20 protein-coding genes are annotated in these 24,099 nt (G+C 49.2%); 6 read left to right on the forward strand and 14 right to left on the reverse strand.

All coding sequences use genetic code 11. The annotated features are described in order from the left end of the window. Nucleotides 1-132: 132 nt before the first annotated feature. Nucleotides 133-2,892, forward strand: a complete 2,760-nt coding sequence (locus tag AT705_RS10200; RefSeq protein WP_058796511.1) for an alpha/beta hydrolase family protein — start codon at nucleotides 133-135, stop codon at nucleotides 2,890-2,892. Between the two features lie 42 nt (nucleotides 2,893-2,934). Here AT705_RS10200 and AT705_RS10205 read toward each other — a convergent pair whose 3' ends face one another. Both AT705_RS10205 and AT705_RS10210 read right to left on the reverse strand, forming a co-directional pair. Then, nucleotides 2,935-5,124 carry a YgiQ family radical SAM protein gene (locus AT705_RS10205; RefSeq protein ID WP_058796512.1) on the reverse strand — a complete coding sequence of 730 codons (2,190 nt, stop codon included), beginning with the start codon at nucleotides 5,122-5,124 and terminating at the stop codon, nucleotides 2,935-2,937. Between the two features lie 63 nt (nucleotides 5,125-5,187). Then, nucleotides 5,188-7,374 (reverse strand): bifunctional diguanylate cyclase/phosphodiesterase, encoded by a 2,187-nt coding sequence (locus tag AT705_RS10210; RefSeq protein ID WP_058796513.1) that lies wholly within the window; start codon nucleotides 7,372-7,374, stop codon nucleotides 5,188-5,190. 185 nt (nucleotides 7,375-7,559) lie between these two features. Between AT705_RS10210 and AT705_RS10215 the strand changes: the two genes are divergently transcribed. Together AT705_RS10215 and AT705_RS10220 are read left to right on the forward strand one after the other, a co-directional pair. Then, complete coding sequence (locus tag AT705_RS10215) at nucleotides 7,560-8,090, forward strand: hypothetical protein (protein WP_157576732.1); 531 nt, start codon at nucleotides 7,560-7,562, stop codon at nucleotides 8,088-8,090. After that, the gene (locus AT705_RS10220) at nucleotides 8,087-8,968 is read left to right on the forward strand and encodes a TIGR03899 family protein (RefSeq protein WP_049866081.1); all 882 of its coding nucleotides are present in this window, start codon (nucleotides 8,087-8,089) and stop codon (nucleotides 8,966-8,968) included. Before AT705_RS10215 ends, AT705_RS10220 begins: the two co-directional genes overlap by 4 nt. 62 nt (nucleotides 8,969-9,030) lie before the next feature. Here the strand turns inward: AT705_RS10220 and AT705_RS10225 are convergent, their stop codons facing one another. From AT705_RS10225 to AT705_RS10265, 9 genes are all read right to left on the reverse strand, one after another. Further along, on the reverse strand, nucleotides 9,031-9,792 hold the full coding sequence (locus AT705_RS10225) for a TIGR04219 family outer membrane beta-barrel protein (protein WP_058796515.1): 762 nt from the start codon (nucleotides 9,790-9,792) through the stop codon (nucleotides 9,031-9,033). A 4-nt stretch (nucleotides 9,793-9,796) separates the two neighbouring features. Continuing rightward, the gene (locus AT705_RS10230; RefSeq protein ID WP_058796516.1) at nucleotides 9,797-10,795 is read right to left on the reverse strand and encodes a DUF2333 family protein; all 999 of its coding nucleotides are present in this window, start codon (nucleotides 10,793-10,795) and stop codon (nucleotides 9,797-9,799) included. A gap of 8 nt (nucleotides 10,796-10,803) precedes the next feature. After that, nucleotides 10,804-11,316 carry a copper chaperone PCu(A)C gene (locus AT705_RS10235; RefSeq protein ID WP_058796517.1) on the reverse strand — a complete coding sequence of 171 codons (513 nt, stop codon included), beginning with the start codon at nucleotides 11,314-11,316 and terminating at the stop codon, nucleotides 10,804-10,806. Nucleotides 11,317-11,456: 140 nt separating this feature from the next. Beyond that, nucleotides 11,457-11,780 carry a hypothetical protein gene (locus AT705_RS10240; RefSeq protein WP_058796518.1) on the reverse strand — a complete coding sequence of 108 codons (324 nt, stop codon included), beginning with the start codon at nucleotides 11,778-11,780 and terminating at the stop codon, nucleotides 11,457-11,459. 8 nt (nucleotides 11,781-11,788) lie between these two features. Beyond that, nucleotides 11,789-11,995: a PspC domain-containing protein gene (locus tag AT705_RS10245; RefSeq protein WP_049866077.1), complete on the reverse strand. Its 207-nt coding sequence runs from the start codon at nucleotides 11,993-11,995 to the stop codon at nucleotides 11,789-11,791. 59 nt (nucleotides 11,996-12,054) lie between these two features. Then, nucleotides 12,055-12,720: a PspA/IM30 family protein gene (locus AT705_RS10250; RefSeq protein ID WP_058796519.1), complete on the reverse strand. Its 666-nt coding sequence runs from the start codon at nucleotides 12,718-12,720 to the stop codon at nucleotides 12,055-12,057. 174 nt (nucleotides 12,721-12,894) lie between these two features. Then, the gene (gene dusA, locus AT705_RS10255) at nucleotides 12,895-13,908 is read right to left on the reverse strand and encodes a tRNA dihydrouridine(20/20a) synthase DusA (protein WP_058797971.1); all 1,014 of its coding nucleotides are present in this window, start codon (nucleotides 13,906-13,908) and stop codon (nucleotides 12,895-12,897) included. 209 nt (nucleotides 13,909-14,117) lie between these two features. Then, entirely contained in the window at nucleotides 14,118-15,134 is a 1,017-nt protein-coding gene (galE, locus tag AT705_RS10260) for a UDP-glucose 4-epimerase GalE (protein ID WP_058796520.1), read from the reverse strand. A gap of 85 nt (nucleotides 15,135-15,219) precedes the next feature. Then, on the reverse strand, nucleotides 15,220-16,083 hold the full coding sequence (locus tag AT705_RS10265) for a hypothetical protein (protein ID WP_058796521.1): 864 nt from the start codon (nucleotides 16,081-16,083) through the stop codon (nucleotides 15,220-15,222). Nucleotides 16,084-16,253: 170 nt separating this feature from the next. Between AT705_RS10265 and AT705_RS10270 the strand changes: the two genes are divergently transcribed. From AT705_RS10270 to yjjG, 3 genes are all read left to right on the forward strand, one after another. Further along, entirely contained in the window at nucleotides 16,254-17,153 is a 900-nt protein-coding gene (locus AT705_RS10270; protein ID WP_010383702.1) for a phosphoribulokinase, read from the forward strand. A 73-nt stretch (nucleotides 17,154-17,226) separates the two neighbouring features. Then, entirely contained in the window at nucleotides 17,227-17,760 is a 534-nt protein-coding gene (gene yjjX, locus AT705_RS10275) for an inosine/xanthosine triphosphatase (RefSeq protein WP_010383704.1), read from the forward strand. Beyond that, a complete protein-coding gene (gene yjjG / locus AT705_RS10280) occupies nucleotides 17,757-18,452 on the forward strand; it encodes a pyrimidine 5'-nucleotidase (RefSeq protein ID WP_058796522.1) in 696 nt (231 codons plus the stop codon). The genes yjjX and yjjG overlap by 4 nt, the downstream gene beginning before the upstream one ends. A gap of 34 nt (nucleotides 18,453-18,486) precedes the next feature. Here yjjG and rlmB read toward each other — a convergent pair whose 3' ends face one another. The 3 genes from rlmB to AT705_RS10295 are packed head-to-tail and all read right to left on the reverse strand — an operon-like array spanning nucleotide 18,487 to nucleotide 23,972. Further along, on the reverse strand, nucleotides 18,487-19,227 hold the full coding sequence (rlmB, locus tag AT705_RS10285; RefSeq protein WP_058796523.1) for a 23S rRNA (guanosine(2251)-2'-O)-methyltransferase RlmB: 741 nt from the start codon (nucleotides 19,225-19,227) through the stop codon (nucleotides 18,487-18,489). 2 nt (nucleotides 19,228-19,229) lie between these two features. Continuing rightward, entirely contained in the window at nucleotides 19,230-21,725 is a 2,496-nt protein-coding gene (gene rnr / locus AT705_RS10290; protein ID WP_058796524.1) for a ribonuclease R, read from the reverse strand. A gap of 60 nt (nucleotides 21,726-21,785) precedes the next feature. Next, on the reverse strand, nucleotides 21,786-23,972 hold the full coding sequence (locus AT705_RS10295; protein ID WP_058796525.1) for a hybrid sensor histidine kinase/response regulator: 2,187 nt from the start codon (nucleotides 23,970-23,972) through the stop codon (nucleotides 21,786-21,788). Nucleotides 23,973-24,099: the final 127 nt, after the last annotated feature.

The raw sequence follows: 24,099 nt of genomic DNA on the forward strand, positions 1-24,099 counted from the left end.
TCGCGCACTTTATCAGGTGGGTACAGCCCGCCTGACTTTATCCAGTTTTTTCTCACACCCAACGCAGCACAGTTTAGTCTCTCAGATAAAAGTGTTACAAAGTTACAATCCCTACCGAACAAGAATCATATTATGACGTTTGCCAAATCTTTACTCATGGCCGCACTGTTTTCAGCAACCAGCCTCGCAGCCAAGCCCAGCCTGGAATTCAATGATGTCTTTGACTTTAAATACGCCCAAGGTCGGGTCTTGTCAGAAGACGGACGATTTGTCGCCCTCAGCGCGCAACCCTACCGGGGAGACAGCACAGGCCAGCTGTATGACCTCAGCACCAAGAAACTAATTGCCAGTGTAGAGCGCGGCACCAAAGCCCAGCTCAACCGCGCGGGAAACTGGGCTGCTTTCACTCAGGTCCCGAGCCTGCTGACATCAGAAACCACAGACAAAAAAGCGCGTAAAAAACTCAAGCGCGCACTGGTGCTGGTCAATACTCACAGTGGTGAACAACGCATCTTTGACGCTGTTAAAGACTATCAGCTGAGCGACGATGGCCGCTGGCTGGCCTATCGACAGGATGTGGAAGCCGATAAATCAGATAAAGCAGAGAAAAACACCGACAGTGCGATCCCGGCAGACAAGAAAGACAAAACCTATCCTCTGGTGATTGTGGATTTAACCTCACAGCAGCAGTATCAGTTTGAGCAGGTTGGCCGCTATGCATTGAGCCCCGCAGAATATGGCGTACTCATGAGCCAGCATAGTGAAGACGGTGCTGATAACAAAATTCAGTATTTTGATCTCAGCCGGGCACAGGCCAGTGTATTAATTGAAGAGCCGGGTGTGACTTTGTCCGCAATAACCTGGCATCCCTACTCGTCACTGGTGGCCTTTACCGAGGGCAATTATGTCAACGATGATACACGCCGCCGTGCTTATCAGGTGCGACTATGGGATGCCAAAATAGACCGTTTCACACAAGTGCCTCAGCCGCAGGGCTGGTATAGCGCAAAATCAGCCGCACTAAGCTGGTCAGAACAAGGAGAACGACTCTATTTTGAAAACCGCCCGTTACTTTCCCCAAAGCCTGCCGAGAAAAAATATCAGGATCAGGCATCACTGAGCGACCTTGACACTATCATGGCTCAGTCAGGTCTGAAGGTCTGGCATAATAAAGATGCTCAAATCAAACCCCGTGAGATTAAAACCTGGGAAAAGACCAACCGGGAACGTAACTATCAGGCTGTTTACCACCTAGAAAATCAACGTGTTGCCCAGCTAAGCGATGAGACAGCACGCGACGTTACGGTGAATCGCGAAGCCGAATTCCTGCTAGCCAGCAACGATCAGCCCTACCTGAAACAGATCATGTACAAAGGCTTCTATGCAGATTACTACGCCGTGCAGGTTGCTACTGGCGCACGCAGCTTTATCGTCAAAGAAGCACCCAATCGCCCGACGCTATCACCAACTGGTCAGCACGCAGCCTACTTCCTCAATGATCAGCTGTGGCTGAAAGATCTGCATGCGCAAAAAGAAACGGCCATCAGCAAGGCCGTCCGCGATGCGTTATTTGCAGATGACCGCCACGACTATCCAGAGCCCAATCCCGGTTACGGATTTGCAGGCTGGCAACGAGATGGCAGCACACTGTATGCCTACAGTAAGTTCGATATCTGGGCATTTGATAGTAAAACGGCTCAGGCGAAACGCCTGACACGCGGTAAAGAAACCCAGACACAATATCGAGTGATCAAACTGGATAAAGACTTTGTCGGCTTCGCGACTGATGAACACGTTTACCTGTCGGCACATAACCTCGCCAATAAGCAAACACACATTGCCAGACTCAACCTGGCCACGGGTAAACTGACCACCCTGACCTCAGGTGAAGCGAAATACAGCTTGCTCGAAAAAGCCAAACAGGCAGATACGCTGCTATTTACCCGGCAAAGTTACCATGAGTTTCCGGATCTGTGGCAAACCAACGGTACTTTTAGCCAACGTCATCAAATCACCAATCTGAACCCTCAGCTCAGCACCTTTGCCTGGGGGCAAAAACCGGAGCTGGTACAGTATCAGGGTTACAATGGCGAACCCTTGCAAGGGGTACTGATCAAACCTGCTAACTATCAACCGGGTAAAAAAGTACCTGTGGTCTTCTACTTCTACCGCTATATGAGTCAGCGCATGTATGACTTTCCACATATGGTGCTGAACCACAGGCCTAATTTACCGATGTTTACTTCCAACGGTTATGCCATTTTCCTGCCTGACATTCGCTTCGAAATTGGTTATCCAGGCCGCTCATCTACCCAAACCTTAGTGAATGCGGCGCAAAAGCTCATTGACTTAGGGATTGCCGATCCAGATAAGATCGGTCTTCAGGGACACTCCTGGGCAGGCTACCAAAGCGCCTTTGCTGTCACCCAAACGGATATGTTTAAAGCTGTGGTGTCCGGTGCACCAGTATCAAATATGACTTCGGCCTACAGTGGCATTCGCCTGAAATCCGGTCTGGCACGTCAGTTCCAGTATGAAACCGGACAAAGCCGTATCGGCAAGACACTGACCGAGGCGCCTGAGCTGTATATTGAAAACTCGCCGGTGTTCTATGCCGACAGGGTTAACACGCCAATCCTGCTGATGTTTGGTGACAAAGATGGCGCGGTACCATGGCAAGAGGGGATCCAGTACTATCTTGCACTGCGTCGTCACAACAAAGATGCCATCTTCTTACAGTATGAAGGCGAACCGCACCACCTGAAACAATTCCCGAATCAGGTGGACTTCTCGATTCGCATGAAAGACTACTTTGATCACTATCTGATGGGGAAACCTGCTGCCGACTGGATCAAGTCCGGGATCCCTTATCGCAAAGAGATGAGCAAATAAATTAAAAAAGCCGCTGTGTAGCGGCTTTTTTTCCTTTAATTTCTAGCGTTTTGCAGCGCGCCCAGAGGGCTTATTCTTGCCCACTCTGGGCTTGGTATTGGCCTGATTAAACTGACCAAAGCCGCTGTGACGTGTCAGCGCTTTCGTGCCTGGTTTTCGTCGGGTATTACCCTTACCTTCGTTACGCCCAGCCTCAGGTACCAAACACTGTGGCCCGCGACCTATCAGGTTCGCCTTGCCCATTTTCTTCAGTGCTTCGCGGATCATCGGCCAGCCAGCCGGATCGTGGTAACGCAGAATGGCTTTGTGCAGACGACGTTGCTTTGCCCCTTTAGGCACCGCCACCACTTCTTTGTTATTTTTGATGTTACGCAACGAGTTCATCTCGGTGTGATAGATGGTGGTTGCGTTTGCCATCGGTGACGGGTAGAAGTTTTGCACCTGATCCAGTTTAAAGTCATGGGCTTTTAACCACAGTGCCATGTTGACCATGTCTTCATCCGTGGTGCCTGGGTGTGCAGAGATAAAATAAGGGATCAGATACTGCTTTTTACCCGCTTCTTTGGAGTATTTATCAAAGAGCTCTTTAAACTTGTCGTAGGTGCCCATGCCAGGTTTCATCATCTTAGACAAAGGCCCCTGCTCAGTATGCTCAGGTGCAATTTTTAAATAGCCGCCAACATGGTGGGTCACCAGCTCTTTGACATAACGCGGATCTTCAATGGCCAGATCGTAACGCACACCCGAGGCAATGAGGATCTTTTTCACCCCTTCAACATCGCGTGCCTTGCGATATAGTTCTATGGTCGGGGTATGATCTGTATCCATATGCTTGCAGATATCCGGATATACACACGACAGCCGACGGCAGGTACTTTCGGCCTTTTTACTCTTACAGCGCAACTTATACATGTTGGCCGTCGGACCTCCCAAATCTGAAATCACGCCGGTAAACCCAGGAACTTTATCGCGGATCTGCTCAATCTCATCAATGATCGACTGCTCAGAGCGGCTCTGAATAATGCGCCCTTCATGCTCAGTAATAGAGCAGAAACTACACCCACCAAAACATCCGCGCATGATGTTTACCGATGTTTTGATCATGTCATAAGCTGGGATCTTTTCTTCCCCGTAGCTTGGGTGAGGGATGCGCTGGTAAGGCAAGCCAAAAACCTCATCCATCTCGTCGGTTTCGAGCGGATAAGCTGGTGGATTGACCCACACACTGCGATCGCCATGACGCTGAAACAAAGCCCGGGCACAACCGGGGTTGGTTTCCTGATGCAAAATCCTGGACGCATGTGCATATAGCGGTTTATTGACACTCACCTGCTCGTAAGCAGGCAGCTTAACATAGACTTTTTCCCAGGGTTTCAGGCGAGGAGGTTGCACCATAATGGGTTGAGCCTGGGTGGCATCCTGCGCTTTTTCAGCCTGCACAAATTCCGACTTGCTACAGCCAACATCATCAGCCCCATAGGGATTTGGAATAGGATCAATTTTGCCTATTTTATCAATAGCAGTGGAATCACTGCCACGCCATTCGGGCAACGGCTCTTTACGGATCACCGCAGTACCACGCACATCTTGTATGGTGTCAATCGATTCGCCATTAGCGATACGATGCGCCACTTCAACCAGCGGACGCTCGGCATTACCATAGATCAGCAAGTCCGCTTTGGCATCGAAGATGATGCTGCGGCGTACTTTTTCCTGCCAGTAGTCATAGTGTGCAATCCGACGCAAACTGGCTTCAATCCCCCCAATCACCAGTGGTACCTCTTTGTAAGCCTCACGACACCGTTGACTGTACACCACAACAGCACGATCAGGGCGTTTACCACCGACATTGCCCGGTGTATAAGCATCATCGTGACGAATGCGCTTTTCCGCTGTGTAGCGGTTGATCATGGAATCCATGTTGCCTGCCGTGACACCGAAAAACAGGTTCGGTTTGCCCAGACTCATAAAGGCGTCTTTGCTGGACCAGTCCGGTTGCGCGATGATACCCACACGAAAGCCTTGCGCTTCTAACACCCGACCTATCACAGCCATACCAAAGCTGGGGTGATCCACATAGGCGTCACCCGTCACTATGATGATATCGCAACTATCCCAGCCCAGCGCATCCATCTCGGCTCGGCTGGTAGGAAGAAACGGGGCTGGACCATAACATTCGGCCCAGTACTTAGGGTAAGAAAAAAGCGGGCGCTCGGCCTGTAACGCATTCATGATGACGGCTCAATGCTGAAAAAAGAAGCGGATTATACTAAAAAGCGCCATAGCTTCCCAGTACTAGCTTTTCAAATACGCCAGTAAGTCGGCTTCAGCCATGGGTCTGGCAAAGAAAAACCCTTGTACTTCATCGCACCCCAGAGCACGCAAAATATCAGCTTGCTCTTGCGTTTCAACGCCCTCTGCAATGGTTTTAAGGCCCAAATGACGACCTAAAGAAATCACCAGCTCGGCAATAGCGCCAGAGTCTTCATGCGGGATCCCTTTCACAAAGGCCCGGTCAATTTTAAGCCTAGCGAGCGGCAGCTTTTGTAAATAACTCAACGAAGAGAAGCCAGTACCAAAATCATCAATGGCGACTTCCACCCCAAAAGACTTCAACTCGCTCAGCGTATGTACCACAGTATTGATTTCATCCATCACTACACTCTCTGTGACTTCGAGCTCAATTTTTTGTGGCTCAACATCATGATCCAGAATGGTTTGTTTAACCTGCTGCGCATAGTTGGAGACCTTAAACTGTGGCACAGAGACATTGACGGCCACACTGATATCATGTCCCAGTGAACTCAGCTGCTTCTGCATCATGCATGCCTGCTCCAGTACCCACTGACCAATCTCGACAATCAGCCCGGCATCTTCGGCCAAGGGCACAAACACCGCAGGCGAAATGTAATCCCCCTTCCCGGTGGGCCATCTCAATAAGGCCTCACACCCAATCACCGTCATGGTTTGTAAACACAACTGAGGTTGATACCAGACTTCCAGTTTACGTTGTTCAAAATCTTGCCGCAGCTGGCGGATCAGGCCCAATCGCCAGGCCATTTTTTCTTCCAGATCAGAGCTATACCAGTTGAGCGTTCGACGCGCCTGTTTCGCCTGGTTCAGGGCGATATAGGCCAGCTTCAGGGTTTCAAGGCCTTGTGATGAAAAGTCGACTTGGCAACACACGCCAATATGAAAATGCATAGTCAATACGTGCTCACCAACCTGATAGGGGACAGTGAGCGCATCTAAAAACAGGGTTTCGTCAAAACTTTGCTTGGGTAGCAGCACCCCAAATACATCAGCACCAATTCGTGACAATAACTCGCCCTGCGGACACTCCTGTTGCAAGCGCTCTTTAACAGCCAACAGCAGCAAATTCCCCACTTCCTGGCCTAAGCCATTGTTGATATCCGAAAACTGCGCAATATCAATCAACACGAATAACAGCTGCTCTTGCTCTGGCTTATAATACTGGGCTATCTGATCGACAAAGTTTGCCCGGTTTGGCAAACGAGTTAGCGCATCTTTATAAGCAACGTCGCGCAGTTCATTGATCAGTTTGATATTATCGAGACCCACACTGACATTGGTTAAAAAGATTTCAGCAAACTGCATTTGCGCCGCATTGGGCGGCTCTGCCAGTTCAAGATAAATAGCGGCACGGCGATTTTTACCTTGCAGTAAAAAGGTCACATCGTGATCGGTTTGCTGATGAGCATCCATATCAAAGCAGTTTTGCACCTGCATGATCACCCGGCCATTATCCACCTGCTCCAGCCCCTGGCCAATGTGTGCAAGATAAGGCTGTGTGCCGCCGAAGACCAGCACCTTGGCGTCTTTCTCTATCGCGCCGGCCACCAGGCCATGTGGTTCTGAACCCAAGATTTTAGCCAGCTGGTTGACCACCGACAGACCAAAAGAGGGCATATCCGTGTGGCCAAGGATCGCATGAGATGCCTCCAGAATATTGGTCAGTGCCACACTTTGTTGTTCGAGCTCGCAGATTTGTTGATATGACCGAATGGCCGTCAATAAAGAGGTAACCAGTTTCCCACGGGTCAGCTCGGTTTTCATTTTATAGTCATTGATGTCGTATTCGCGAATGACTTTTTCTTCCGGTGCATAACCCGGTTGCCCTGTACGCAAAATAATTCGCACGGCGTAGTTACCAAACTCATCACGTACTTTTTTTACAACAGACAGACCCGCATCATCGCTTTCCATCACGACATCGAGCAATAAGATGCAAATTTCTGGATGTTGTGACAACACGTCGAGTGCTTCTTTGCCCGAATATGCATGATGAAACTTGAGCGCGCGCCCCCAGAACTCTACGCCGGATAAGGCCAGTTTTGTGACCGAATGGATCTCCGGATCGTCATCCACAACCAGTACATCCCAATACGCGCTGACCGTTTCTTGTGAGTCATGCGTTGAGTCTTGATCCGCAAACAAAAACTCTTCTTGTTCTGACGCCATCATCAACCTTATGTTCAACTACTTTAGTTTCTGCGCACATAGCATATTTGCCTATGTGTTATCTTTTAAATTATGATAGGTTTTTACTATCAAGATCCATACCCGTTAACACTCAAGTAATATTATAGTCGATGTTCAACAACTTGTGCTCGTTAACTAAATAATATAGCGGCTCTATGCAGGTTATGACAGCAACAATTTTTCGGACATTCACGTTCAGCATTGTTTTGATATTCGGCCTGGTTGTGGTCACCGCTTTACTTCCGTCTGACTATCGGGCTCAGACAACGCAACGGATCACCACCGATGACCTGCAAACGGTAAAAACCTATTTAAACGCCAGGCATTGGCAAGGATTATTGGCACCGCAAGCCGATTTGCAACTGACCTTTCTGACTAACGCCAGCCAGGTCGGCGGGTATGGTGAATTGCAACACCCCTGGGGGCTGGCAGAAGTCACGGTGCTAAGCCTGAGCCAACAGCACGTAACGATACAGCTCAGATTCAATGCTGAGCATGTCGCACATATCGAGCTCTTGCTCAAGTCACAAGCTGATGTATTGGCGCTACAGCTCAGCGCCAGAGGTGAAAATCACACACCGTTAGTTGGAGGGCTTTATGCGCGTTTTGCAGCCTATTATACGGAACAACAACTCAAATTAATGATGAATCAGCTGATCAGCCAGTTAAAACTGCACACACAAGGAGCGGTATGACAATAAAAAATGCCCAGGCCCGTTCCAGTTTAGCCCTTCTTATTGAAGAGAAACTGGGATATGCCATGATCAAACAGCCTAAAGCTGCGATTCAATCTGAAGACCGACGCTTTACGCAAACACCTAACCCCAATCAAAACCAATTTATTGTCCGCAGTGAACATGGCGTGCTCAAACGCGCACTGAAACGCAATCAATTGCAGCGTATTGCACAACAACGCAATATCGAGTCCATTATGGGGATGTCACTGACCTTGTGCCCGGATGTTACCAGTCGGGGGCGTCCGGACCCTGACTGGCTGGAGCATTTTATTGCCCTCGCAGAAGATATTGCCAACAGTGCCATGCAGAAACTCTGGGCGAAAATTCTAGTTGGCGAGTCAATCGCGCCGGGCACTTTTTCAATCAAAAGCCTGCAAACACTGAAACAAATGACGCAAAAAGAGGCGGATGCCCTACAGCGGTGCGCTTCCTTATGTGGCTACCTTGAAAAAGAAGACAGTTATTTAATTTTACTGGGCTTTTATAAAAAACCTTCGTTGTTTGATTTACTTCGAAAGGGTACGAAAGAATCACTTAATCTGGCTCAGGCAGGGTTGAGCTTTCCTCATATTCTGACGTTAATGGACATTAACCTCATTTATCGGCAAGAAATTGAATCTGCCAACTTGCAAAAAGGCCAATCTCTGACACTCGCCTATCAGGGAAAACACCTCGCTATCGAAGCCAACAGCAACGATCTGGTGCTGAGTTATTACAAACTAACTCAAACTGGCGATGAACTGAAAAAGCTGATTAATACACCGGTCAATAAGACCTACAGGCAATTGCTCTCAAAAGCATTGGAAGAGGAGTTTACCCTGACCTGGGGCGCCTGATGAGTGAGGAATGTATCAAAGCAATAAACAGGCCCTTGATACATTCCTGATAGACGGCGTATTTAGAAATGAACCTGCAAGCCGGCAAATGGGCCTGATGCATCGATATCTGTGGTGATATCATCAACGTCATCTAGTTCGACAACCATAGAGCGATAACCCGCACGAACTGCTACATCGACAGCCATATTATCGATAAACTCCCAGGCTACCCCAATCTGGAAGTCCTGGATCTTACTGTCATCAATTGCCAGCACGCTGCCTTCAGCAAACACACTCAACCCGGTCAGTGGCAAACCCACTTCCCCTCTAAGATAACCCAGTGGGATAAAACCTGAAAAGTCGACGGTCTCTGTGGTGGTTTCGCCATTGGCAAAACCCGTAACGCTGATCTCGCCATCAAAATGCTTAGCATTTAAACCAAAATCGAAAGAAATCAAATCGTTGTCAAACAGCTCATAATACAAGATGTAATCCATGTGGTCTAAATCACCCACGGTATTGACCGTACCGCCTACGGTGAAGCTTTTATCACCGAAGTCGAAGGTTTCATTCAGTACCGCAGAACCATCTAGTTGTAACTCGGTATATTTGAGCTTAACGTTCGGGACCAGTGGCACCGGGTGTTCAAGCGCGGCGTAGAAGCTTGAGAAGTTTTTATCAGAAAAGTTAAAGTCTTGCTGATTACCCTTGTTTGCAAAGCTACCTTCAGGCTCTGCGCCCCATGCTTCACCACCCAGGTATAAACCCAACAGAGTGTCTGCTTGTGCCGCAGGTGCGAGGCAAGCCAGAGATAAGGCTGCCGCTAAACAGTACTTTTTCATTTATTTATCCTTGCGCTAAAAGTTCACTGAGTTCAATAAGAGCCGCATTGGCTCGGGAAATATAGTTCGCCATCACCAGTGAGTGATTGGCTACCAATCCAAAACCACTACCATTTAAAATCACCGGGCTCCACACCGTTTCCTGTGTGGCTTCAAGTTCCCGAATAATCTGTTGCAGGCTCACTTTTGCATTTTTCTTCTCGAGCACATCCGCAAAGTCGTATTCTACCGCTCTTAAAAAGTGTAACAGGGCCCAGGTAGCACCGCGGGATTCATAAAATACATCATCAATCTTCCACCATGATGTTTTCACTTCATGATGATTCGCCGCATAAGTTGCCTGATTGGCTGCACTGTCACCTGCCAGGTCAGTGTTCAGCCTGTCCTGACCGACACTGGCGCTCAATCTCTGACTTAAACTCCCCATCCGCTTTTCAGCTTCTTTTAGCCAGCCTCTTAGATTATCCGCACGGGCATAAAACTGACTACTTTGATCGGTCGGGTTGGAAATTTGCAGCAGGTAATCATTTAGGTGAGCAATACCAGTGCGATACTCCCCTTCTGCACTGGGCCATAACCACGCTGTTGAACTAATATTAAATTGCGGCTGGGCTTTTTTTAGGCTGGGGTGCTCCGTCGATTGCGATTGAGAGCGACTAAAGTCTTTACGCATAGACAGGGCCATGTCGCGCACCATTTCAAGCGCACCATATTCCCATGCAGGCATATTATCCATCATCACACTCGGTGGTAATACGTCATTAGACAAATAACCACCGGGTTTATCGAGTAAAGTTTGCGAGACTGTGATTAAGGTATGTGTCGTCACATATCCTGTCACCAATTCGGTGTTCGATTGCTCTGCATGACGTTTAGCACTGCCGACCACATCGAACTGTTCGGGCTCAACACTCCAGTAAACTGCGAGACCATACCCCAATAGCAATACTGCGATCAGGCCAGCCCAAATCTTACCCATGTGATTGTGTGTGTTGTGATCCATCAATACTCCTAGTGATGCTGATGTCCATTTTTCGCGTTATGCATCTGCGCTTTAAGCGACACCACTTCAATCAAGCCATAGACGCGATTGCCATCAGCAAAATATAGTGTAAGTTTACGATTTTCGCCTACTTTTAATGGTTTTGTCGGCTCAAAGGCCATCAGATGATAGCCACCGGGCTTAAACTCAACTTGACTGTTGGGCGCAATCTCCAGTTTTTCTATCTTTTGCATGCGCATCATGCCATTAACATGTGCATGTTCGTGAACCTCCACTCGCCCAAGCCCTTCAATTTCAGCTTTGAGAAGCGTCACCGCTTGTTGGCTGTTATTGGCAAGTGTGAAATAGCCGGCAGTGGAGCTGGCCATGGGCAAAAAGTCACGCAGCGTAGCGTGTGTCAGTTGCACTACGCCCTGCTCGGCGTGCGCATGGTGATGAGATTCGCCATGCGTGTGGTCCGGATGTGCCTGTGACATCCAAGGCAATGAACACAGCATAAAAAAGGCTAAATTTTTGATCATAAGCGCTTTCCTTGTTGAGTATAGTCCGTTTACTATACCACATTGCCCTTAGTTTAACGCGCTTTCATCACCATTTCTTTACAGCCGTACAGTGTTCGTAAAGGGGCTGCTCCCTAATGCAGCCCCTCCGGCCAGACGCCTTAACACAGCGCCTGCTTATCGCTCACCAACCAGCCGATTGCAACCAGGAACAATAACGGAATGGCAATGAGAACAGAGTTAAATAGTAATGCTAACACTAGCCCAATGAGCACAACTAATATCACGCCAAGCAACCCTATACTCAGCAATGCCAGTAAGGCAAAAACGGCGATCATCGCGACAAACAGGCTAAGCATTTCAATCCCGACCCAACTTACATCCAAAACCATCTCTGGCACACTGAACCAGGCCAATGGAGAGGACACCCAGGAAAAAGCCGATAACACAACCAAGCCAATCAGTAAGATCAATGCCGCTTTCATAATGCCTCCTAAGTACGCTCCGACAGCACTACCCAGGCGATAAAATACGCCATCACAACTAACACAGGTGCTTTCAGTGCTAATAACACCGTGATTAGGCGAACCAGCCAGGTTGGCATATCCAGTCTGTTTGCCAGCTTGCTACATACCCCACCGAGCTTTTTACGAGGCGGTTGTGAGCGTGTCGTATGGTAATAAGTGTCATGTTCTGTCATCAGAGTTCTCCTCATTGCTGCTACACCGGGTGCCCTTCGGCGACCGATAGTGCCAATACCTAAGCCGGTTGATTTCTTTGTTTCAATTCAGCCAACGCCTTGTCGACCTGCTCTTCCCGAGCCAGGCTTTCCAATGCCTGCCATTGTGCTTGCTCCTTACTTACCAAGTCATAGCTGTCCACTTCAGCTTCTACTCGCTCAACTTTGCGCTCCAGATGCTCAAAGCGAGTTAACGCTGCTGCTATCGACTGCTGACTGGCCACGCTGCGCGCTTTCAGCTGCGTGGTGGCAGTGTGCTCTCGCCGAGCCAGCTGCGCCTCTTTTTGTCGCAATTGATGTATTTTTTCGCTCAGCGAGCGTGCATCCTGCGCCAACTTGTCGTGGATCTGTTGCAGCTGTGTTGCTTCTTCTTCAATGTGTTGCAGCGTCTGCTGGCATGCCTGCTTTTCCATCAGTGCTGCCCGGGCCAAATCTTCGCGGTCTTTTTGCAAAGCATACTCAGCCTGCTGCTGCCACTGCTCAACTTTTTTATTCACCACTTGCTCACGGCGTACCAGCGCTTTTTGTTCACAGATCACCTGTACCACAGTGCTGCGGCACTCAGTCAGTGCCACTTCTAGCTGAGTCAGTATCTGACGCTGGTTCTTTTCAGGATCATCCGCTTTGTCGAGCAACGCATTGAACTCGGCTTTGATTAAATCTTCAATTCGATCGATTAAGGCCATGACAGGCTCCTTGAGTAAGCTAATGTTGATTAACTTATTCCAAGGTTTATGCCAAAAACAAACAATAATTTAAAATCAATGACTTAAGGTTTTAATTTGAGAAAAGAAGAAAAAAGAAAGGAAGGGTATTTGGTCAAAAAAGCATATAATTAGCTTTTTTGACCAAAATAAGAACTATAGTTCAGGAACAAAGGTCAGCGCCTTTTCCATGACACTGATATCGGCGCTTTTACCGTGACCATTTTCCGACAAATGACGACGGAAGCCACGTGCACCGGGCTGATTTTGGAAAATCCCCAGCATATGGCGCGCAATGTGCCAAAAGTTAGCCCCCTTTGACATCTCTGCTTCAATATAGTCGTACATACTACGAACTACCTGATGACGAGTCTGGGTAAACGCAGGTGCACCATACAGAGCACTGTCAACCTCAGCGAGCATAAAGGGGTTGCTATAGGCTTCTCGGCCTATCATCACGCCATCCAGGTGTGCCAAGTGGTGCTGACACTCTTCAATGGTTTTAACGCCACCATTGATGCTGATGTGCAGATCCGAATAATCCTGCTTCAATTTGTACACGCGCGGGTAATCCAGCGGCGGAATTTCCCGGTTTTCCTTGGGACTCAGACCCTGCAGCCAGGCTTTACGGGCATGGATAATAAAATCATCACAGCCGGCTCTCTTTGAGGCCTCAATCAGGCGGGTCAAAAATTCATAGGAATCCTGCTCATCAATACCAATCCGAGTTTTTACCGTTACCGGGATAGAGACTTCGCTTTTCATCGCCGCAACACACTCAGCGACCAGCTCAGGCTCTGCCATCAAACAAGCACCAAAGCGACCATTTTGTACTCTGTCTGATGGACAGCCCACGTTGAGGTTTACTTCGTTGTAGCCGTATTGTTCGGCGCGTTTAGCACATTCAGCCAGCGCTTTGGGATCGGAGCCACCGAGCTGCAGTGCCACTGGCATTTCATGCTCACCAAAGTGCAAATAATCGCCTTTGCCAAAGATGATAGCACCGGTGGTGATCATTTCGGTATACAGTACCGCATGCTTAGTCAGTTTACGGTGAAAGGTCCGGCAATGACGGTCCGTCCAATCCAACATCGGTGCAACGGAGAAGCGGCGAAACGCTGAATCAACTGTCTTTACTGGGCTGGCGCCTGTTTTATCTGTGTTTGTCATACTACCTCTGAAACGCCCAATTACACGGCTCCAAACCGCTACCTGCGTCAATAACCTAACCACATCCCAGCCCATGCTCTGCAAATAAGGCGTCGCTTGTGGTTATCAAAATAGATAAGGAGCGAATTATACACGCTGTTGCGGGGAGTTTCATCCAGCGATAATGCAGTGAAAGGAGAGAGCGGCCAAAACAGGCCGCTTACTGAGGCTTACCCTTCATATCCGTTCGGGTTTTGGCTTTGCCAGCGCCAGGTGTCCTGCATCATTTCATCGATGCCGCGCTCTGCTCGCCAACCCAGCTCATTGAATGCTTTTTCGGGTGCCGCATAGCAGGCCGCGATGTCACCATCACGACGCGGTTTGATTTCATAGTTCACCGGCTTACCCGCCGCTTTTTCAAACGCTTTAACCATGTCGAGCACAGAGTAACCATTACCTGTACCCAGGTTAAAAATATGCGCCCCAGCCTGAGCTGCAATCTTGTCCAGCGCTTTGAGGTGACCAATAGCGAGGTCTACAACGTGAATGTAATCACGTACACCTGTGCCATCGTGCGTATCATAGTCATTACCAAAAACACCCAGCGTGTCTAGCTTGCCCACCGCAACCTGCGCAATATAAGGCAGCAAGTTGTTTGGGATGCCATTGGGATCTTCCCCTATCTTGCCAGATATGTGCGCCCCTACCGGATTGAAATAGCGCAAAATCGCAAACGACCAGCGCGGATCTGACTTAGCTAAGTCCTGCAGGATCATCTCCACCATCAGCTTAGAGGTACCGTATGGGTTAGTTGTCCCGCCTACCGGGAAGTCTTCACGAATAGGTAAGTTGGCCGGATCGCCATACACTGTCGCAGAAGAACTGAATACCAGCTGGAATACGTCAGCATCACGCATCGCATCCAGCAAAGTTAACGTTCCCTGGACATTATTTTGGTAATATTCAACCGGTTTCTGCACCGACTCTCCCACAGCTTTTAATCCCGCAAAGTGGATCACCTGGGTTACCCGGTGTTGCGCAAAAACGCGGTCGAGAAATGCTTTATCACAAATATCGCCCTGGTAAAACGTCGCGGTGCGCCCTGTTAATGCCTCTACACGCTGCAAAGACTGCTGAGAGGAATTACTTAAGTTATCGACAACAATCACATCCTTGCCTTCACTAAGCAACTCCAGCACAGTATGCGAACCAATATACCCGGCACCACCGGTAACTAAGACGGTCATAGTCATTTTCCTAAAAATATATCTGTGTCCATTGTAATTGATCCCAACCAGTGTGTCAGTGTTTTACACTCAATGGCGACCTCAGTTATGCCTGGTTACACACAAATACCAGTCGCGGTCCTTGCTTACTCAAGCGTGAAATCGTCCCTGGGCAATACGCAGACAAATTTCGCCAAAGCAAGACCTTATCAGGGTTATCCAAATGTCGGGTATAAATACGGCCGGCAATGGCATAGGCGATCGTATTGTCATCAAACCAGGTGTAATAATGTACGCTGCCTGGTAACGCAAAATGCGGCGTCACCACCTGAGTTTGTGCATCGAAGCTGGCAAACCATTGCTGACCTTGTGAGGTATATGTAAAGCTATACAGGTTCCGCGCGGCATTGTAGGCCAAGGTGCGACCGATATCACTGGCAACTAACTTAGGCAAATGTCCTTTTAAATCGGTAAATTGTAAAGTGTGGGGCTCGCCAAGAATAAACATCACCAGTTGCTCGTCCTTACCCCAGGCGTGATATCCCACCGGTGCAATATGATCAAACACGCGCCGTGGTGACTGTGTCTCTGCAAATGGATAAAACCATAGCTTTTGCGAACCATCCGCTTCGACGACCACAGCTGAAAGACCGTCATCATAAGGGTATACCGTCGGTGAGTATTCAGACACTGGCGTGTTGGTCAGATTACGGGCCTCATGGGTGGCAAAATCGTAAAAAAACAGGTCAGTCTGGCCACCCTCAGGGTTCGGTACCTGCTGGGTAAAATATACACCATTGTCGACAACCAAAGGTTGATTGTGATAACCATCAGCTGCACTGATCGGCTTCACCGACAGTGAGCCAGATTGCTCTTCGGCCAACCAAAGCTGCGAGGCAGGCATTGCATTAAGTGTTCCTATAACGCCCCATAGTAATCCAGTGACGATGATCTTTTGTAGCAGAGTCATTGTGTTATATTCCTTGTTTTTTTCGCTATCATACCGAGCGACAGCAGGAACTCAATCACCACAAAACAACTCTCCGCGAAATGCCTTGCGAATTTTCCCTTATCGAGTAACATCGAAAGGTGTTAATCGGAAGTTACGCTCAGTCCAACTGAGCCAGGTAAGGGGACAAAATGTCTGCAAAGCATCCAATCATTGCAATCACGGGAAGTTCGGGGGCCGGTACCACGACCACCACGGCCGCGATTAAGCACATTTTTCGCAGCCTGGACGCCAAAGCTGAGATTGTCGAAGGTGATAGCTTCCACCGTTATACTCGCCCGGAAATGGACAAGCTCAAACGCGAAGCTCTGCAAGAAGGTAAGCACTTGAGCTACTTTGGTCAGGAGGCTAATGACTTTGCCGCACTGGAAGCGTTATTTGCCACTTATGGTCAGACCGGAACTGGCCAGGTCCGGCGTTATTTGCATACCTTTGATGATGCCGTACCGTATAACCAGTTACCCGGCACCTTCACACCTTACCAAGAGCTGGATAGCAACAGTGATATGCTGTTTTATGAAGGTCTGCATGGCGGCATAGTGACCGAAGAGCATGATGTCGCACATCATGTCGACCTGCTGATTGGCATGGTGCCGATTATTAACCTGGAGTGGATCCAAAAACTGATCCGCGATACGCATGAGAGAGGTCATTCTCGTGAAGCCGTTATGACCTCAATCGTGCGCAGTATGGATGATTACATTAACCATATTACCCCCCAGTTCTCACGTACCCATATTAATTTTCAACGCGTTCCCACCGTTGATACTTCTAACCCCTTTAGTGCCAAAGATATCCCCTCGCTGGACGAGAGTTTTGTGGTGATCCGTTTCAGGGATATAAAAGATGTTGATTTCCCCTATTATTTGCAGATGATCCAGGGCAGCTTTATGTCGCGCGTTAACACCCTGGTCGTGCCCGGCGGCAAAATGGGCCTCGCCATGGAACTGGTATTAACCCCCCTGATCAAAGACTTACTTACAAAGAAACGGGCGTTGGAACAAATTGTCCCGCTGGACTTACCCGTTTAACGACTGCTTACACTTCACCGCTTGCGGGCTGTCCGGGGGGTCGTTACACTAGCGATTTTTCAGGGCATCGCAAATGGCAGTTATTAAGATACTTGTCGGGTCCAAAAACCCGGTTAAAATCAATGCCGCAAGGCAGATATTCACGCAGTATTTTCCACAGCACGATATTCAGTGTGAGGGGTTATCTGCGCCAAGCGGGGTTGCTGATCAACCTCTGGGTGAAGCCGATACACTGCTGGGAGCCCAAAATCGTGTACAATACCTGATTGACCAGCACGCTGCCGACTACTACTGTGCAATGGAAGGCGGTGCCCATCAATTTTCCTACGGCCCTGCCACGTTTGCCTTTGTCGTCATATCCAATGGCCAAACTGAGAGTATTGGCCGCAGTGCCAACCTGCCACTCCCACAACGTATTTATGATGCGCTGCTGGCAGGTGAAGAATTAGGTCATGTCATGGATCGTATGTTCGATACCAACAACATTAAACAAAAAGGGGGGGCGATTGGGTTGCTGACCAATCATCTGGCAACCCGGGAAAGTGCCTACACCCAGGCTCTGTTGCTGGCGATGGCCCCCTTTAACCATGTAGAGCTATACTCATGAAATACACCCATATTCTTTTTGATGCCGATGAAACCCTGTTCAGTTTCAACGCCTTTTTAGGCCTGAAGGCGCTCTTCGCGCGTTATGATGTCACGTTTAGCGAAGCCGATAACGCCGAATACCAACGCATCAACAAGCCTTTGTGGGTGCAGTATCAGAACGGCGAAATTGATGCAAAAACCCTGCAGGTGACCCGTTTTCAGTTCTGGGCTGAGCGTTTGAATGTATCCGCTGAAACCCTCAACCTGGGGTTTCTCGATGCGATGGCAGAATTGTGTAATCCGCTGCCCGGTGCCGCCGATCTGCTACATGCCCTGCAAGGCAAAGCCACGCTGGCCATCATCACCAACGGCTTTACTGCCTTACAGGAAAAGCGTCTTGCCCATACCGGGTTTAAAGACTACTTTCACAGCATTGTGATTTCTGAGCAGGTGGGGGTGGCCAAACCCGATCCAAGCGTATTCGAGCATGCTTTATCATTGCTGGGGACACCTGATAAGTCTCAGGTGCTGATGGTCGGAGACACCCCTGCCAGTGATATACTGGGCGCCAATCGCTATGGCATCGACAGTTGCTGGTTACGTCACCCGGGCGCTGAGTGCCCGCCAGAGATCACACCTACTTACGTCGTTGATAACCTGGCGCAGCTACAGGCGCTATTGCTGGACCCAGAAACACAAAAGGCAAGCTAAGCTTGCCTTTTCCACCCAATGTGTAGCCAGAAGGTTACTGTGCATTGCGCTGACGCAACACCTCAAACAAACAGATCCCGGTGGCCACAGACACGTTGAGACTGGATACAGTACCAACCATCGGAATTTTTACCAACACATCACAGTGCTCGCGAGTCAGACGGCGCATACCATCGCCTTCAGCACCCATCACCACTGCGATGGGGCCTGTAAGGCTGGCGTCAAACAGTTCAGTGTCTGTCTCACCTGCGGTCCCAACTACCCAGACACCCGCTTCTTTGATGTCCCTGAGTGTACGGGCCAAATTCGTCACCTGGATCAGCGGGACGGTTTCCGCTGCGCCACACGCCACTTTGCGGGCCGTGCCATTTAACTTGGCAGATTTATCTTTGGGCACAATCAATGCGTGCGCACCAGCGGCATCAGCACTGCGCAAACAGGCGCCGAGATTATGTGGATCCGTCACACCATCGAGGACTAAAAAGAACGGCGTCGATTCTCTGGTTAAAATCTCATCCAGGTCGCGCTCATTGAGTACACGGGCGGCTTTTACATTGGCAATGATCCCCTGATGCTGCTCACCATTGGCTTTATTATCCAACGCTTTACGCTGCATAAACTGCACGGAAATACCAAACTTACGTGCTTCATTGACGACCGCATTAAGTCGTTTGTCATCCCGCCCCTTGAGGGCATAGATCTCTAAAAAGCGCTCAGGGGTGGTGGATAGAATGGCCTCAATAGAATGGAAACCAAAAATTAATTCGTTACTCAAAGTTATGCTCCCGCACTCGATTTGTTTCTTTTACGCGCGTTTTTACCAGGACGCTTTGCCTTGGTTTTGCTGGCACTTTTCTTGGTTTTCTTTTTACCGGTCAAAGTGGCTGCTTGTTTGGCTTTTTTAGCCTTGCCTTTAGGCGTGGTCTTCTTACCCTTTTTCGGTTTTTTACCGTCGCTTTTTACAGCTGTCGCGTCTTTGCCAGCTTTGCTATCTTTTTTGTCTTTGCCCGGGATCTTGCCGTCTTTCAACTGCGCACGTACACTTTTGCCAGCGCTTTCTGTCGTCGCTTTACGACGCCGTCTGGCATACCGATCTGGTACCGCCTCTTCGGCCAGTGTCAGGTTAATGCGTCGCTCGTCCAGGCTCACGGAGTTCACGACCACACTCAGCTTATCACCGAGTCTAAAGACACTGCGGCTGTGCTCCCCGATCAGGCAATGCTTCGCGCCATCAAAATGGAAATATTCATGGCCCAGGTTACTGACATGGATCATGCCATCGATTTGTAACTCATCAAGCCTGACAAACAAACCAAAATTGGTGACGGATGAAATCACACCCGTAAATTCATCGCCCACGTGATCTTGCATAAATTCACACTTGAGCCAGTCCGCTACCTCGCGAGTCGCATCGTCGGCGCGACGTTCTGTCATTGAACATTGCTCACCGAGCTTGTCAGCCTCATCGCTTTCATACACATAAGCACCAGACACTTGCTGTCCCTGCTCCGCCAGGATCCCTTTAATCGCACGGTGCACCACCAGATCCGGATAACGCCGGATGGGCGAGGTAAAGTGTGCATACGCCTTCAACGCAAGACCATAGTGACCAATGTTATCCGGTTGATAAACAGCCTGTTTCATCGAGCGTAATAGCATGGTCTGGATCAGTTCCAGCTCCGGACGCTCACCCAGGCCAGCCAGGGCTTCAGTGATCTCCAAAGGCGTTGGCTCATGACCCAGGGTACTTTCGATCCCTAAGTCTTGCAGGAATAGCCTGAACTGGCTGAGTTTTTCCGGATCGGGCTGGTCATGCACCCGAAACAGCGCACTGGCTTCGTGTTTTTCCAGCAACCGCGCTGCCGACACATTGGCCAGGATCATACATTCTTCAATCAGTTTGTGGGCGTCATTACGTACCACAGGTACGATGGACTCAATTTTGCGGTGTGCGTTGAAGACAAAACGCGTCTCCAGGGTTTCGAATTCAATGGCACCCCGGGCCTGACGCTCAGACTTCAGTGCCATGTACATCTGATGTAACTCACTGATGTGTGGGTACAGTGCGCTATATTGTTCACGCAAGGCTTCATCGCCCTGTAACATCGCATGCACCTTAGTATAGGTCAGACGCGCATGAGAATTCATCACTGCTTCGTAAAAGCGATACCCTGACAAACGACCCGCTTCGGACACTGTCATCTCGGCCACCATACAGAGACGGTCTACTTGCGGGTTCAAAGAACATAAGCCGTTAGACAGGACTTTGGGCAGCATAGGCACCACTTGCTCTGGGAAGTACACTGAATTCCCCCGAGAGATGGCTTCTTTATCGAGCGCACTGCCTTTAGGCACGTAGTGCGACACATCGGCAATGGCGACCCATAAACGCCAGCCGCCGGACTTTTTGCGCTCACAGTAAACCGCATCATCGAAATCTCGGGCATCTTCTCCATCGATGGTGAGCAGTGGTAGATCACGTAAATCGACTCGACCGAGTTTATCCGGCTCGGCGACAAACTCACCATGCTCTGCAACCTGATCAAGCACAGCTTGTGGCCACTCATAGGGGATTTCGTGGTTTCGTAACGCGACCTCAATCTCCATCCCTGGCGCCATATGGTCGCCCAGTACTTCGGTCACCTTACCCACTGCATTCATTTGCTTGCTGGGACTTTGGGTGATCTGAACCTGAACCATCTGGTTGTGACGGGCACCATTTTCGCTGCCCGGCAGCACAATGATGTCCTGCGTCAGACGCGGATCTTCCGGTACTACGACTGCCATCCCATGCTCAACAAAGAAGCGCCCGACTATCGGTGCGCGCTCTTTTTCGAGTACCCGCACAATGCGTGCATCCACTTTACCACCGGAGCCTCTGGAGCCTGCTTTCGCCAGCACCCAATCTCCGTGCAATACTCTGTCCATCTGATACTTAGTGATAAACCAATCTTTGGCTTCGCCTTCCACCTCCAAAAAGCCAAAGCCATCACGGTGGCCAATCACCCGACCTTTGACCAGACCATCATCCGTTGGGATCACGTAACATTTGAACTTGTTGAAAAACAGCTGGCCATCACGCTCCATGGCTCTGAGGCGCCGCTTAAAGGCAATCTGTCGTTCATCTTCGAAGACTTTGAGGTCCTGACAAAGCTGATTGAAATTAGTCTTGTTATTGCTTTTTTGAATATGGTCAAGAATGAACTCACGGCTGGGCACCGGGTTGTCGTATTTTTCTTGTTCTCGGCTGAGATAAGGATCCTGTTTAGACATTCACTGAGTATGTAGAGAAGTTATACCTGTATTCTAACGCAAATCCTGCCAATGGCCCACCTAACCTTGCGCTTTTTCAAGTACTCTGGCGGTGATACGCTGATGACAAGATTGCAGTGCCGAAGCGCTTTGCTTGGCAAATTGATGTAACGCAGGCCAGTCGATATCCCGCTCCTGCGCTGTACGGCGGCGAGTATGATGCAACGCCTGACGCAATGCATATAGCCCCAGTTGCTCCACTTCATGTTCCAGCTGCAACAGCTTTTCTCGCAATGAATCATCAGACTGAATATCTGCCAAGCCACGCAACTGAGCAAATTCATAATCCAGTCGATCACTCAAATACACGAGCCGTGAGGCAAATTCAGACCGCACAGAGGACTCACTCAGCTGACGCTCGACAAAGGCCAGATCCACATAAGCCGCCTCTGTTGCTGCCAGGCCGCTGCTATTCTGTTTTACGATACGCTCCAATGCCTGTCTTAATGCTGTGACGCGTAACGGCTTTTCCAGGCAGTCGAAAATCCCGGCTTGCTGATAAGCTTGCCGAGCTTGCTGATCTACGTCACCCGTCAACGCCATCACAACAGGCGGGTGCGTTAGTCCAAGCTTCGTAAAACGTGTTTGATACCACTCTAAGCCATGACCATCCGACAAATGCATATCTAACAGCACCACATCGAACTGGCCTTGCAACAACCATTGCTCCGCATCCGCCAGGGTTTCCGCCAGCTGATAATCCAGTCCTAAATTGTCGAGATAACCACGCACAACTTCACGGTTCAGAAGATTATCCTCCACGACGAGTACAGACATATCACCTAATGTCGTTGGCTTGCTATCGAAGGTGTCAAGCTGCTCACCCAATTGCGAGTTAACCTGTATTTCAAAAAAGAATTCACTCCCCTCTCCAGGCTCACTGTGGACTTCCAGATCGACCCCCATATTTTCCAGTAGCTGCTTACACAGGGCCAGACCAACCCCGGCGCTATCAGCAATCGCGCGTGGCGATCCAAACGTGACAAAAGGCTCAAAGACCTGTTGTTGCTGAGCTTGACTCAGTCCAATACCTGTATCTTTGACAGCAACACGCAGTTGATGACGATTGGCACTCAGGGCGTAACCAAAAACAATCAGCTCAACCGTGCCGTGTTCCGTATACTTGATGGCATTAGAAAGTAGGTTCTTAATCACCAAAGTGAAGGGGTCTTTGTCTATCATGACCTGCAGGTTGGTATCAACGCCTTGTATTGTCAGGGACAATTTCAGGTGCTTTTTCTCCGCCAGAGGCTTAAAAAAGCGAATTTGTTCCTTCAGGTGTGTCGCGAGGTTGACTGGCTCCACTATGGTATTGGGCACAGCCCCCCGTGCCTGCAACAAAATCTGATTCGCCAGATCCGACATCGACATGGCGGTGGCAATAATCACATCACAAAAGTGCCCATGCTGCTGCGGCTCTCTGGGTGCCCGTTTAAGTAACTCCGCATGACCAACGATAGCATTTAAGGGGGTTCTGAGTTCGTGGCTGAGCAAAGTGAGCGAGCGCTCTTTATGCTGCGCAGCAAGTTCCGCGCGATGGCGTAATTCGTGTAATTCCTGTTCACGTCGTCCGCTGCACAGTAAACACAAGGAGAAACATAAGATCAGGGGCATAACGATAACGGACACGGAGAAAAACTGATTCACCCAGTTATTGGTGGTCAGGCTGTCATGCTGTGTGTAGTGATGGAGCATCAATAAACGCACCGTAAACACAATAAACAGGCAAACACAGGCCAGTGCAAATGCCCAATGTGCTGGCGAAAAACTTTGCCATTGGCGTCTTTGACCCAGCCACAAAGCGCGCAGGCACAGGATCATGCTCAGCGCCCAACCCATGTAGTTTAAAATCACTCTGGCAATAAAGTTGGCATCAATATACGTGTAGTACACATAGCCCGGGAAAAAGATCCCAGCCAACAGCCACCAGGGCCAACTTAAACGGGGGACTGAAAAAAACTGTTCACTGCCGCGGCTCAAACAATATAAACCAATAAAAATCAGACAATTTGAGACAAAAATGGTCCAGGTCACGGACAAAGAAAATGAGGCGATGAAGATACAACCGAATGCGGTACAAATTGAAAAGCTGGCCCACAAACGGGTTCCCAGCAAACGGCGATGGATAAACCAGTTAACCAGCATAAACAGCGCACACACGCATGACGTCAAAGCCAGGATCTGTAAAAGTTGTTTCGGGTCGCCCATACTGCATCAAACATCGTCGTTAAGAACTACTATTATAGTATTAATTTTATGCTAACCGGAAGCAAAATCTAATCCATCTGACATTACACGAGATTACACCTCATCCTTTACGCTTAAAAAATCACTG

The organism is Pseudoalteromonas rubra (assembly GCF_001482385.1).
Lineage (GTDB): Bacteria > Pseudomonadota > Gammaproteobacteria > Enterobacterales > Alteromonadaceae > Pseudoalteromonas > Pseudoalteromonas ardens.